The 13,607-nt window shown below is 40.9% G+C and carries 10 protein-coding genes; 5 read left to right on the top strand and 5 right to left on the bottom strand.

The window, feature by feature from the left end; all coding sequences use genetic code 11:
• Positions 1-118: 118 nt before the first annotated feature.
• The gene (locus MSWHS_RS13825; protein ID WP_048159201.1) at positions 119-490 is read left to right on the top strand and encodes a cupin domain-containing protein; all 372 of its coding nucleotides are present in this window, start codon (positions 119-121) and stop codon (positions 488-490) included.
• A 300-nt stretch (positions 491-790) separates the two neighbouring features.
• On the opposite strand, the gene MSWHS_RS13820 is transcribed toward MSWHS_RS13825, so the two are convergent.
• From MSWHS_RS13820 to MSWHS_RS13800, 5 genes are all read right to left on the bottom strand, one after another.
• Positions 791-1,921 carry an ATPase of the PP-loop superfamily implicated in cell cycle control gene (locus MSWHS_RS13820; RefSeq protein WP_048129249.1) on the bottom strand — a complete coding sequence of 377 codons (1,131 nt, stop codon included), beginning with the start codon at positions 1,919-1,921 and terminating at the stop codon, positions 791-793.
• Positions 1,922-2,244: 323 nt separating this feature from the next.
• Positions 2,245-3,285 carry a methylcobamide:CoM methyltransferase MtaA gene (mtaA, locus tag MSWHS_RS13815; RefSeq protein WP_048159199.1) on the bottom strand — a complete coding sequence of 347 codons (1,041 nt, stop codon included), beginning with the start codon at positions 3,283-3,285 and terminating at the stop codon, positions 2,245-2,247.
• A 28-nt stretch (positions 3,286-3,313) separates the two neighbouring features.
• Positions 3,314-3,757, bottom strand: a complete 444-nt coding sequence (locus tag MSWHS_RS13810) for a HEAT repeat domain-containing protein (RefSeq protein WP_048129253.1) — start codon at positions 3,755-3,757, stop codon at positions 3,314-3,316.
• Positions 3,758-3,968: 211 nt separating this feature from the next.
• Positions 3,969-4,883, bottom strand: coding sequence for a quinolinate synthase NadA (gene nadA, locus MSWHS_RS13805; RefSeq protein WP_048159197.1), 915 nt, complete (start codon positions 4,881-4,883; stop codon positions 3,969-3,971).
• A 383-nt stretch (positions 4,884-5,266) separates the two neighbouring features.
• Positions 5,267-6,082 carry an aspartate dehydrogenase gene (locus MSWHS_RS13800; RefSeq protein WP_082088154.1) on the bottom strand — a complete coding sequence of 272 codons (816 nt, stop codon included), beginning with the start codon at positions 6,080-6,082 and terminating at the stop codon, positions 5,267-5,269.
• A gap of 538 nt (positions 6,083-6,620) precedes the next feature.
• Between MSWHS_RS13800 and MSWHS_RS21050 the strand changes: the two genes are divergently transcribed.
• The 4 genes from MSWHS_RS21050 (at position 6,621) to MSWHS_RS13780 (ending at position 13,373) form a co-directional block, all read left to right on the top strand.
• Complete coding sequence (locus MSWHS_RS21050) at positions 6,621-8,753, top strand: disaggregatase related repeat-containing protein (protein ID WP_052722729.1); 2,133 nt, start codon at positions 6,621-6,623, stop codon at positions 8,751-8,753.
• Between the two features lie 173 nt (positions 8,754-8,926).
• Positions 8,927-9,760, top strand: coding sequence for a carboxylating nicotinate-nucleotide diphosphorylase (gene nadC, locus MSWHS_RS13790; RefSeq protein ID WP_048159196.1), 834 nt, complete (start codon positions 8,927-8,929; stop codon positions 9,758-9,760).
• Positions 9,761-10,875: 1,115 nt separating this feature from the next.
• Positions 10,876-12,144: a BatD family protein gene (locus MSWHS_RS13785; RefSeq protein WP_197073938.1), complete on the top strand. Its 1,269-nt coding sequence runs from the start codon at positions 10,876-10,878 to the stop codon at positions 12,142-12,144.
• 113 nt (positions 12,145-12,257) lie between these two features.
• Positions 12,258-13,373: a cell division protein FtsZ gene (locus MSWHS_RS13780; RefSeq protein ID WP_048129261.1), complete on the top strand. Its 1,116-nt coding sequence runs from the start codon at positions 12,258-12,260 to the stop codon at positions 13,371-13,373.
• The last annotated feature ends 234 nt before the right edge of the window (positions 13,374-13,607 follow it).

Below are 13,607 nucleotides of genomic sequence, written 5' to 3'. Positions count from 1 at the left end.
GATGCCAGCTTGATTCCGGACTGCCCGGCGTTTTTTTCATACATTCTACAGGACGACGAAGTATCTCCTCCCTTTGAATGAAAAATAATTATATAGTTGCCAGTTTCAGTAGGTCTGAATGCAGCTAATAACCAAATACAAAAAAATCGAACCCTACCCCACAAAAGACGGCTCGATAATCCGCGAACTCATGCACCCCGCAGTCCACGGCAACTCAAACCAGAGCCTTGCCGAAGCCACCGTACCTGCCGGAGGGACAACTCTCCTCCACAAACACAGGCTAAGCGAAGAAATCTATCACATCACCAAAGGCAGTGGGATAATGACTCTCGGCTCTGAAGAATTTGAAGTCCGAAAAGGAGATTCCATCTGTATTGGTCCCGGAACTCCGCACAGGATCCAAAACACCGGAAAAGAGCCATTAAAGATTCTTTGCTGTTGTACGCCGGCTTATTCGCACGAGGATACGGAATTGGTGGAGTTGCCTTAAAAGAACCCTCTACATCATTTTTTTATTCAATCCTTCTTTTCATGTTGTTCTTCTCTTGTCTCCTTTTCATGTTGTTCTTCTCTTGTCTCCACAACTGCCCTCTTTCTGAAGTTATATCCCCTAAATTAGACCTGCGAAATAAAGTTTAATCCCTAAATTAGACCTGCGAAATAAAGTTTAATCCCTAAATTAGACCTGCGAAATAAAGTTTAATCCCTAAATTAGACCTGCGAAATAAAGTTTATTATCCCTTGAAAAATTGGTCGGTTTGTTAAGGTCTTTAAAGAGAAGCTATTTTACTTATTCAGCCAGTAATTCCTTTCGAATTATCTCCTCTTTATCCCTTTTTAAGTAAGAAATTTCGGTGATTCCGGTATTATCAAGTAGTTTCTGTATTTCATTCATATGTAATTTATTTTCATCTTTTAGCCTTGTTAGCGCTTCTTCACGAGTAATTAAACCTTCTCTCACCATTTTGGAATAAAAATCATCTTTTTCGGTCATGTTGAGAGTTTTCATGTACATAAAATCTTTTAAATGACTTACAATGCAGTCAAATCTCCAGGATGAACTGAATCGTTTCGGGCTTTCCCAGTTCAATTCCTGCTTTATTCTTGACAAAACTTCCTCTTCTTGCCAGGGAATGTAGTGAAATATGTCTATAAACTTAATATTCGGGGACAAAAACCTGGGTCCTAAACTGTAAGGATTTCCGTACAAAAATCCTGATATCATAGTGGGAATGCACATCGGATGGCAATAAAAAGGATTTTTTAACATCTCATTCGCAATTCCTCCAAATCCTTTTATGCCAAAACTTTTTGTTAAGAGATTCATGTAATTTTCATCTGTTGAAACATTCAGTAATTCCCTTTTAAAAGATATGTACTCATATGGATTACCTCCTGTTATTACACATCCCGCATCATACTTTTTTGCGTACTTAATCACATTTGGAAGAATCAATTTACAGGCAATACACATCATAGGTATAGCTGCAGGAGATGGTTTGCGGAGCCATGAAGTAAAATTATGTTTAAATGTTTTTTCATGAATATTATTCTTCAATTTGAAACTAACAACATCAACGTTTAGCGCTTCTACAGCATTTTCAATATTGGCTTTAGCCTGGGGATCAGTAAATGGATTATCGTAATTAACTGCCAGAACTTTTAGATTGTAATCTTTTACAAGTTTAAGGAGTGTATAACTGCTATCCCTTCCGCCACTGATTCCTACAACACAATCATATTTGCTGCTATCTTTGCGGTACGAGTGCAGTAATTCTCTAAGTTTTGATTCCCCTTCATACTGGACTTTTACATGAGAATGGCAAAAATTACAAACACCATCTTTATCAAAAGTAATATTTGGTGTTGTTTCGGGTAGTATACACATGCTACATCTTTTCAAGTATTCATTATCTGTCATAATTCCCCCCACAATGTACTTATTTAATTTTGAATGATTTACACACTTTATAATGAAACTAGACTGGAAAACTATCAAAAATATCTAAATTTGTGTGTGCCTTATCTAATTTCGCGATACTATACACATAATACTATAAATGAACTTAAAATTAACTAATTTTAATAATAATGGATGAACAGGGACTCTGGTCCAAAATTCAGTGATTAGTGTAAACTAAAAAATCACTGGATTTTGAGCCAGAGTCTGAACAAGTCCCCGTATGTTTTATTTATCTGAATCGTAACTTTTTCCCCTTACTTTTGCCCCCCCTCATTTGTTCTTCATTCCTTTTCCTCATACCACTCATCCCTCGCCTCCACAAGCGCCCTCATATTTGCAAGCGGAGTTCTCGGAGCAATCCCGCAGCCCGGGGCAAGGATATCCACGCCAGCTGAGAGACACTGTTTTGCCTCTTCTTTCACGGCGTCCGGGGTCCCGAAGAGCAGAGTCCTTGAGGGGGATACGTTTCCGATTAACCTTGTCCTGCCGCCGATGGCTTCTTTTGCGGCTTTTATGCTGACTTTTTCTTCAGTACTTATGGCTTCAAAACCGCATTCTGAAAGAGTTTTCAGGGAATCTCCTGCATCGCCGCAGATGTGAAGGATTACGGGGCCGTTTGTTTTTTTGCAGAGGCGTTTGTAGAAGGGTTTGACAGTGTTTTCCAGAACCGAAGGGGGCATCATCCTTGAGCCGACTATCCCGCCGTCGGGCATAGAGAGGGCGTCCGCGCCGTGGTCGAAGAGGGAGTTTGCGTATTCTATGCAGATTTCGGTGCAGGTTTCCATGAAAGCATTGACGTAGTCGGGTTTTCTTATAGTCCAGATCAGGTAGTTTTTGACTTCTGTAAGGTGGATTAAAACAGTAAGTGGTCCTTCCATACCTGCGATCAGGGGGATTTCTTCTTTCCCGGTTTTTCCTTCGGTCCGGGTTGCCAGGATTTCCGTTGCTTTGAGAGCGGTGGGGATTCTTCCCTTTTCGAGAAGGGCTTCAGGGACTTCCAGTTTTTCCGGACCTTCGGAGAAGGGATGGGACAGGACCGAGGGCTGGATATCTTTTGTGCCCATCCGCACATTGCAGCCCATGGCTTCGGCAAGCATGGTCAAACAATAGGGATAACGTACGGCTTCAAGGCCCGCAATCTCGTGACCTGCAAGGGCAAGAGCTGCCATCTTTTCCGGGTCCGAATGAGCGATTGGCCAGGCGGCACCGGTCAGGTCCATAAGTTCTACAGTTCCGGTCTGGGTCACGGAGCAAACTGGGACTCTGTCAACCGGCCTGCCCTGAAGCGCGTTAAGAAAGTTTTTCCTGAGATTCTTTACCATTTTTCTGGCTCCTATTTATTGATTTTATTCAGAATTCTAATTTCCTTGAAAAATCTGGATTTTGATTATTCTTCGGTTTCAAAGCTCTCCAAGTCCTCAAAAGCGAGATTTGCTGCAAATTTATTTTCGAGGCAAGTAAAACCTGCAGCTGTGCTTTATCGGATTTCGTACAGATTTCACTGAGTGCACGTGCAGCCTCTACATTTACGAAACGGTTCCAATCATAAAAAGTGTTGATAAGGGATTCGATTGTTTTTTCCGGTTTTATCCTGCTCAGAACCCTTGCCGCCGCCAACCTTGTGAAATCGTCACAGTCGATAAAAGCATTGATTAGAGGGTTGACTGTTTTTTCGACTTTAATCCGCCCAGAGGCTTCGGCTGCACCCCATCTGTCGCCATTGTTTTCACCAAACAGTGCCTCAATAAACGGATCCAGTGCCTCAATAAGCGGGTCAATGGTTTTTTCAGACATTATAACAGGGGGGCACAGAAGATCACGAATACCCCTTCCTTGTAATAAATTAGATTTATTTTTTAAGAGGGGGTCGAAATGTAAAAAAAGAAGAAAATGAAGAAAATTAGTGGGAATATTTGAAGAATATCCCTGTAAAGAAAGATCAGAGATTAATCAAAAATTCCCCTTCAGGAACGGAAAGTATCAAATAGGTAAATTATTCAGATACTTATTTTATTTTTACCGCAAGCATCCGGTCAAGAGCCTCCTTTGCCCTGATCCGAACATCTTCGGGAACAGTTACTACATGTTGCATCTTTTCAAGAGACTCCAGTACATTTTCAAGATTGACCATTTTCATGCTGGGACAGCAGGCGAATTCAGAGACGCAGTAATAAGTTTTTTTCGGAGCTGCCTTACGGAGCCCGTGGATGAGCCCGCACTCGGTGCCTATGATGAACTCCTGTTCAGGAGAGTTTTTCGCGTACAGAATCATCCCCCGCGTGCTTGCCACGTGATCTGCAAGTTCCAGGACATCAGGGCGACACTCGGGATGAGCGATGAATTTGGCAAGAGGATGCTTTTCTTTCATCTTCAGGACATCTTCCTTCAGGACCTGGTGGTGCGTGGGGCAGTGCCCTTCCCAGGGAATAACCTTTTTGTCGGTCAGGGATGCAACGTAGGCTGCCAGGTTTTTGTCAGGAACAAAAATAACCTCTTCGGCATCCAGGGAGTTTACCACTTCTACAGCGTTGGCAGAGGTACAGCAGATATAGGATTCTGCCTTGATTACAGCCGAAGTGTTTACATAGGAGACAACCGGGGCGTCAGGGTGCTTTTCTTTCAGTCTTTTAAGGCCTTCCACATCTACCATATCTGCCATCGTGCAGGTAGCATCAATTTCCGGCAACAGGACCGTCTTTTTAGGAGAAAGGATTGCAGCGCTTTCTCCCATAAAATGAACGCCGCAAAACACGATAACATCTGCGTCCTGGCGGACAGCTTCCTGGCTCAGGGCAAGGGAATCCCCTACGAAGTCCGCAATGTCCTGGACTTCAGAGCGAGAGTAATAGTGAGAAAGAATTACTGCGTTTCTTTTTAATTTCAATTCCTGGATCCTTTTTATAAGGTCTGCTTGATGCATGGGATCACCATAAATATTTTAAGAGAAAAATATAAATTTTAAATTTATTTAGTTTAAACAGGCTTTAATTAACTTTGAGATTTATCACGCAAAAACATTCTGGCAAAAGGGCACATTAAACGTATAAAGGGGTGCAATAAGGATAATTATGACCATAAGGCACTTTTTCACATACTTGCAACCTTCTCCTGAAGATTTACGTGCTTAACTCCTCCGGACTATATAATGTTTGTGAACCTAACGTTTGTGAACCTAACGTTTGTGAACCTAACGTTTGTGAACCACACCTACCTTCAATCCGAAGATCCAGGTTAAGGTGCCTGAGTCCTGTTAGTTCAGGTTCAGCACTCAAGGTTCGACCCTCGAAATTCAGCCTGGAAGATTCAGGTCCCGACCTGGACAGGATTCAGAATTTTTTTCAGAGTCGAAACTGCAGAAAGGGCTGCAAGATAACTTGTTTTTGGATTTTCCGGGGAAGGAAGATTTTCCACTCTTGTACTAAACTTTCCGAATTCTCCTTCTACGGTGATCTCATGCACATTTCTGGAAAGAGAAGGGTCAGCTATGACTCTTACCCTGGTCTGCTCAAAACCTACGCCTGCAAGGCTTATCGTAGCTGCCACGTTAACGTTTGCAGGAAAGGCTTTTACGGCTTCTGAAGCAGTCCCTTCAAAAAGTACGGTTTCTTTTTCTAGTTTTTCAAGTTCTATACCGTGTTCCACAACATAAGGAGCTCCCCCGAGTCCTGAAGGAGGTTTCCTGGTGGTCAGAGTGACCGAGGAAATTCCATCCGCAGATGCTGAGTTTAACCCATCAATGCCGACAACTGCTCCCGAAGGGAAATAAAGCCTGCAGTTGTGCTGTTCTGCAAGCCCGAAAAGAGCTACCCTCAGTTCTTCATCTGCAAGAGCGCCCACGCTCAGGACCATCACATCACATCCTGCCTTAAGGGCCTGGGGTACAATGAATCTGACAGCATTCTGGGAGGCGCTTTCTATAACAAGGTCCACACTGCGTATGAGTTCTTCAATCTCCATATATGCAGGCCTGCATTTATTCAGGGAAGCTGAAAGGTCAAGTACCTTGTTTTCCGAAGAGTCACAGAGGGCGTACAGCTCTGCATTAACCTCTCCGTTATCAATTGCCCTGCAAATCTGCCCACCAATGAATCCGCAACCAACAATTCCGATTTTCAGTATTCCAGGCTCCTGAGAATAATCCGTAGATATTAATTGTTTTAGTTAGTAACTTAAGTTGTTTTAGCTGGTATTTTTCAATCCATTATAATTGCTTGCATTATAATTTTCTTTATAGGTCCGGCATAAAGTAAATCCGGTAACGGGATAACTGTATTCTGTCCTCTCACTTAAAATCTTCTGTTTTCCAGCTATTTATGTCACAAAATCGCCTGCACAATTTAGTTTTTTAACTTCTTTTAAGCTTATTTGAAATTCTCAGTTCGGATTTACAACTGAAATCGAAAATCAACATCAATAAACCTTCAGCCGTCTTATTAAAAAATATAATAATCAAGTCACAAGTTCTTGATTATATACATTAAATACGTGTATCCAAAGATATAAGAAGTGGTTGAGGTATCATATAGGGGGACATAAATACTGTTATTTTTAGCAAATGTTGTTAATACTTACTTGTTTCTCAAGCAAAGATATTCGAGGTAGCATTTTTGTGGACTTCAGGGGAAAGTAGGATCGAGAATAGCATTGGAGGATTATAATGAAAGAAAAGAAACGTGATGAAACACAAAGAGGTTATGCTCTTATTAGAATATTAGGACTGCCGATGCTAGTGCTTTTAATGCTGGCAAGTGTTGCAGGCGCAAATCCATATGCATATATTACGGACTCCGACGATGATAAGGTATCTGTAATTGACACAACAACAAACACGGTTACAGCCACTGTGGATGTAGGAGATCGTCCTTTGGGAGTTACAGTCACTCCTGATGGATCAAATGTGTATGTGACGAACTACGGCAGCAATACTGTCTCTGTGATTGACACAGCAACAAACACGGTTACAGCCACTGTGGATGTAGGAGATCATCCTTTAGGAGTTGCAGTCACTCCTGATGGATCAAATGTATATGTGGCGAACTACGGCGACAATACTGTCTCTATGATTGACACAGCAACAAACACGGTTGCAGCTACTGTGGATGTGGGACAAAGCCCCTGGGGAGTTGCAGTTACTCCTGACGGATCAAATGTGTATGTGACAAATATAGGCAGCTGTTCTGTTTCTGTGATTGACACGAGCATGGATACTGTTGTAACTACAATGGAAATGGGAAGAAGTCAACCTCGTGGAATTGCATTCACTCCTGATGGATCAAAGGCATATATGATATCCAGTCCTGGAACTGAGGGCTCCGATGCCTATGTAATTGACACCGCCACAAACACGGCTACATATTTAGATTTAGGAGGTATGGGAGAAGGTCCTTTTGGAGTCGCAGTCACTCCTGATGGATCAAAAGTATATATAACAGCCGGATATACTGATACTGAATCCGACACTCTATATGTAATTGACACTGCAACAAACAATCTTATAACCACGGTGGATGTAGGAGACGGTCCTCGTGGAGTTGCAGTCACTCCTGATGGATCAAAGGTATATGCAGTGAGCTATGATAACATGGTCTCTGTGGTTGACACAGCTACAAACACTGTTACAACCACGGTGAACGTAGGCAACCGTCCTTTTGCCTTAGGGCAGTTTATATGTACTATCCCAGCTCCTTTCGAAATTCAGATAACCCGAATCACCACAAGTGGATCAGCATCTAATCCTCATATTTACGGCGATAGAATTGTGTGGGAAGATAACCGCGATGGAAAAAATAATATCTACACGTATGACCTTTCCACAAAACAGGAAACTCAGATATCCACAAGTGGAACAGCAACTTATCCTGCAATTTATGATAATAAGATAGTGTGGTATGATAGCCGTAATGGGAAGTGCGATGTCTACATGCATGACCTTTCCACTAAACAGGAAACTCAGGTATCCACGAGTGGAACAGCATATGCTTCTTATCCTGGTCCCTATGTCTATACTCCTGCAATATCTGGTAACAGGATAGTGTGGGAGGATTATCGCAATGGACAGAATATCTACATGTACGACCTTTCCAATTCCAAAGAAACTCAGATCACCACCAGTGGCTCAGCGTTCAGTCCTGATATCTACGGTGACAGGATAGTTTGGGTTGATGGTAATGATATTTACATGGGTACTGTCTCAGAAGAGTCTAAGGAAACTGTAGTTTCCGAAATAGAAGTATCTGACAACCTTTTGCGTGAAGCTTCTCCTAACAAAGTCTACAAGAGTTTAACCTATATTGACATCGGTGGAGAAAATAGCTTCAGGTGGAGGAATGTAATAAGATTTAACCTGAGCGAATACAGCAGTGATACTTCTATCAAAAATGCAGCCCTTTCACTCTACTGGTATTATCCAGAAGGAAGTTCAAGACCTGAAGATACCGTAATTGAAGTTTACAGACCTGCTTCTACCTGGAACCCCAACTATGTGAGCTGGAATAAAAGGGACAAAGGCATTGCATGGAAAAATCCCGGAGGAGACTGGTATGATAAAAATGGTGTTTTGCAGGGTAACAGTCCATATGCTACAATAACTATTAAGGGAAGTGATATTCCTAACAACAGGTATTACAAACTGGATGTAACCGATCTCGTAAAAGAGTACACCAGTGGAAAGTATGAAAACACGGGATTTCTGATAAAAGCCCGCACAGAGAGCAATAACTATATTGCATTCTATAGCAGTGACTGCGGAAACGAAAGTAAGGAACCAAAACTTCAACTTGTATACAGCTAAAGGGTAAAATGTTTTTTAAAATGTCTTTAAAGAAGTACTCCGAAATGCTGGCTGCAAGAAATATTAATTTTTCCAAGGCTTGCTTTTTGGAAAAAACCTTTTCCCGAAGTGTATAGGAGAAAAGCCCATACCTCTTATAAATCCGGACAGCATTAAGTATCGGGGTAAAAATCATGCTTATCAGAGAAGTAGAAAGCTTCATAGAAGAAGACCTGGGGTACGATGATGTTTCATGCACTATTATTCCGGACAGGCCTGCAGAAGCCATCATTTTCACAAAAGAAGATTGTACGGTTGCCGGACTTAATGAGGTGGCATCAATATTTTGTTATTTTGGAATTCAGGTAGAAACTGATCTTAAAGATGGAGACCACCTCAGCAAAGGAGATATAATTTTTAGGCTAAGGGGAGGAGCTGTATCCATTCTCAGGGCAGAGCGCCTTAGCCTGAACTTCCTCGGGCACCTTAGCGGGATTGCAACCCTGACAAGGACCTGCGTGGATATCGTAAGAGAGCACTCAGAAACCACAAGGATCGCGTGTACAAGGAAAACCACCCCCGGAATAAGGAAATTCGAAAAGCTGGCTGTTGCTGTAGGGGGGGGAGACCCTCACAGATTTAACCTCTCGGATGCGGTTATGATTAAGGATAACCACATTAAACTCATGGGGATAGAAGCCGCAATCAAAGCAGCCCGAAAAACAAGTTTTACGCGGAAAATTGAGGTAGAGGTCGAGTCTACAGAAGATGCGATTCTTGCTGTGAAACTGGGAGTCGACATTATCATGCTTGATAATATGCCACCTGAGGCAGTCAAAGAGACTCTATCTTTACTTGAAGAAAAAGGACTCAGGAAATCGGTCCTTGTAGAAGCCTCAGGAGGAATTTCCCCCGAAAACCTTGAAGGTTATGCAAAAACAGGAGTAGATATAATATCAATGGGCTCCCTTATCCACAAATCAAGATGGATAGATATCAGCCTGGAAATCATCAACTCCGAAAACTGAAACTATATTTAGTTCGCGGAATCTGCATTTTCTGTGGGCATATATTTTCCTTATGGTCCACATCTTTATTGAGGCTAATGCAGAAATTTTGAGATTGGCTATAAATTAAACCAGTACCCATTAAACCAGTACTCATTAAACCAGTACTCATTAAACCAGTACTCATTAAACCAGTACTCATTTCTTTTTTTAGTTAGACCGGAGTTTATACTTTGTAGTATAAAACTGTATCAAGCGACACATAAAATGTAGGGTATAACAAAATATGAATTCTGTTTGGCACCAATTCAAAACATATTAGTATAAAATCAACAAATATATAACAATTAATATAAACGAGCGTGTAACAAAAAGAGCTAAATTCCCATATATAGGGTATAACACATAATCCCTATAAAAAGACGCTATATATTGTTTTCTTCCTTATAAGGAAGGGAAAAACACATAAGTACCAATCTTTGGGCAAATTCAAGATGTGGTGACACCAAGATTGAATTAGATGGGTTTAGAACTTAATAAATTATTTGTTATACATACACAATATCAATAGCTATAGCCCGATTTTCATGATATCTTATAAACTCCGGTTAAAGGATTTCCTATTGTACATGATTCATTTTCAAATTTATTTACACTTGTAAGTGCAGTAGTATTTAAAGTAGATTCCGTTTTTCTATAAGGAAGTTGAAAACACCGAAAAGATAAAAAGGAAGAAAAGGATAAATATTACAAAGAAGATAGTATAAAAATATAAAAAGATAGAAAGAAAATAAATAGAAACCCCAGATAAAAGGGACTGTGAAATTCAGTCTTTAAAAGTCCACTTGTATAAGAAGTTATACTCGAGGAAGAGGGGGAATATTATGAATCTACCCATATATTTTGCGCTTAAACATAGCAAAAAAAGAGATTAAGATAATAAGAGTTCAATCTGGTTTCCCTTATAAAACTGGACAATATAAATTACAATGTATTGATTGATTCCCGTATTAAACTTATAATAATTAGTTTTGCAGTTTAAAAAGAGAATCAAAAAATAGTTGTCAGAGAATAATTAGAAAGATAATGGCCTGCCATGAATGAACTTTTTTTATCAGAAATTAGAGGTAGCAGAAGTGAAACTGAAAGGGATCCATAAAACTGTTTTATTTACATTTCTTATCCTGCTGACGCTTGGCAGCACAGCGTCAGCAAGATCCACAGTGTATGACGGCGACATTGAGGAAGGAGAGGTATATCAGCTTAACAATTACGTAATAGAAATTACCGATATCTTCCCTGAAGCCAGCACAGCCTCATACTATGTGTACGAAAAAGATAAGGAAATCACAAATGGCCTGCTGAATATAAACGAGAGCTTCGAGTTTGATTTTGAGGATTCCGGGAAAGTCCAGATGCGTCTGAAGTCCGTGCATAGCGGAGGAGTATTACCCAGAGCTACAGTTGAGATAAGCATATCAAACTACAACATAGGAGACCTCTATGCAAGCGAGGTTATTGAAAGCGGACGCTCGGAGGCAAGCTTCGCAGGGGACCCAAAACTTGTAATAGTCAAGAGTATCGATAAGTCCGAAATTGAGGTAGGAGACACCATAACTGTTACTGTAACTGCAAAAACTACCGGAAACGATGCTGCAACCAATGTGCTGTTTACGGACCCCAAGCAGGAACATTTTGTCCTGGAAGAAATTACTTACGAAGTTTCGACCAGTATACCGAAAATTGAGTATGGGAAATCAGTCCCTGAAACCCTGGTGTATATATATAAATTAAAAGCAACCGAGGCAGGAACCTTCGACCTCAAAGCTGTGACTGCTACATATACGAACAGTGCCGGCCAGACCTACCAATCTTCTTCCAACATGCCTTCTATTACCGTAAGTGAAGGAAATAAGCAGAGTGCGAATGTTGACACCATAATGAATGTTGATCTCTCATCTGTAGAAAGGAACGAAAAAATTACCGCAACCATAATCCTGAGGAATAACGGAAGTGCCCCCGCCCAGGCTGTCCGCCTTGATATTATGATTCCGGAAGGTATGGAATATGTGGGAGGAGACGAGGGGATTGAAACCATAAGCGGAACCCCAAGGATATACATTGAAACTCTGCAGCCCAATAACGACAAAGAGTTCAGGTACACTTTAAAAGCAAAAGAAATGGGAACTTACAGTATAAATTCAGAACTTTCATATGAGTACAATAACGGTGTAGATACCCAGAACATTAAGCAGAAAGAGGAGTTTTCAACTTCCAAAATCAGTGTAAAAGAAGGAAAGTTCGATTTTCTGTTAAAAAACCCTTTATACATCATAATTCCGGCAATCATACTTGCAGTCATTGGATTTCAGATATACAGGCGGCACAGGGAATACAGGTATTAAAAGTACAGGTATTAAAAGAGGAGAACTGTAGTAATAAAATGAGGGGAAATAAAAGCCGTGATTGATTCCAGACAGGGAAACTGTTAATTCACCTTTAAAATGGAGGAGTTTTTTTGCTCAATATACTGGTAATAGGAAACGGGCAATGTGGAAACAGGATTCTGGATTCCATTAACCAACATGCAATGGGAGGGGGAAAAAGCTGCAACAAGCTTGCAAAGTTTTATTCAAAACAGAGATTTAAAAGCCATGTTGAAACCCTTGCCTTTAACACTGCCATTAACGACTTAAAAGAAATGAAGTTTACAAAAGCAAAGGATAGAGTCCATATACCCCACCTGCACGGAGTCGGTGCAAACCGAAATATCGGAAAGCGGGTCTTTGAAGAAAATAAAGAAATGATTATGCGGCAGATTGAGGAAAGAGGTAATTTTGATATTGCCTTTGTACTGACCTCAGCTTCGGGAGGTACTGGTTCCTCTTTTACCCCTCTTCTCGTGACAGAGATGAAAAAACGCTATGATTATCCTATTTATTGTGTTGTTGTTCTCCCTTTCAGAGAAGAAGGGACCCTTTACCTTCAAAACGCAGCCTTTTCTATCCGTGACATCCGTCAAAGCGGAGCAGACGGGATTATCCTTGCTGATAACCAGTACCTGAAAAATATAGGAGGAAGCATCCAGGATGCCTATAACGGCATCAATGACATGATTGCAGAACGTCTTCTCTTCCTCCTCGATGCTCTTGACAGTGAGATGATGATGGTAACGGACCTGGGGGATTTCAAGACAGTAATGAGCGGGGGTACAGGACTTGCAACGATCGGCTTTTTCAGGGCTGATAAGGAAATTCCTATCAAAACGGCAATCCAGAATGCACTCTCTCCTTCAGGCCTTCTGTTTTCAACCAATGTTTATGAAGAAGCAAGCAGGGCAATGATCATAATCAAAGGCGACCGCAAATACCTGAGCATAGACGACATCTCAACTGAAATAGAAAAGCTTTCCGGAGCCATAGGGCATGTCTTCAAGGGGATAGTCGTATGCAATGGAGAATATCCGCAGATCCTTTCACTCCTTACCCTGGAATCAGCCCATGAGCTAGAAAAACTCTATAATGTAGCAGTCCAGGCAATCCACTATGAAAAAGCAAAAAAACAGCGCGTGGAAGAAGGAGTGGAAATGGAAAAAACCTTTTCCCAGATTGAAGGGTTGGAACCTGAATATTGAAATACAGGTGCTTCTCCTTCGGACCTTCGTCCCATCTTCTTCTGACTTTTCTACTGTAATCTTTTTCGATTTGGACTTTTCGATTATAACTATGTTGATCCTGAATTTTTGTATTTTCTAAAGTCACAGAGGATTCATGATCTGTTCATGCCCATTGAATTAAATATTACCAAATAAATAAGGAATGGCAATAAATCATACCAATTTTTGGAAATAATTGATCTTATAAGAATT

The organism is Methanosarcina sp. WWM596, assembly GCF_000969965.1.
Lineage (GTDB): Archaea > Halobacteriota > Methanosarcinia > Methanosarcinales > Methanosarcinaceae > Methanosarcina.
Note: the sequence above shows the minus strand (reverse complement) of the source record. Positions and strands in the feature narration are given on the sequence as shown.

What these genes read in the sequence shown, in the direction of transcription:
- MSWHS_RS13825 (WP_048159201.1), top strand. Translation starts at nt 119, where the DNA reads ATGCAGCTAATAACCAAATACAAAAAAATCGAACCCTACCCCACAAAA.
- MSWHS_RS13820 (WP_048129249.1), bottom strand. Translation starts at nt 1,921, where the DNA reads ATGACAGATAATGAATACTTGAAAAGATGTAGCATGTGTATACTACCC.
- mtaA (WP_048159199.1), bottom strand. Translation starts at nt 3,285, where the DNA reads ATGGTAAAGAATCTCAGGAAAAACTTTCTTAACGCGCTTCAGGGCAGG.
- MSWHS_RS13810 (WP_048129253.1), bottom strand. Translation starts at nt 3,757, where the DNA reads ATGTCTGAAAAAACCATTGACCCGCTTATTGAGGCACTGGATCCGTTT.
- nadA (WP_048159197.1), bottom strand. Translation starts at nt 4,883, where the DNA reads ATGCATCAAGCAGACCTTATAAAAAGGATCCAGGAATTGAAATTAAAA.
- MSWHS_RS21050 (WP_052722729.1), top strand. Translation starts at nt 6,621, where the DNA reads ATGAAAGAAAAGAAACGTGATGAAACACAAAGAGGTTATGCTCTTATT.
- nadC (WP_048159196.1), top strand. Translation starts at nt 8,927, where the DNA reads ATGCTTATCAGAGAAGTAGAAAGCTTCATAGAAGAAGACCTGGGGTAC.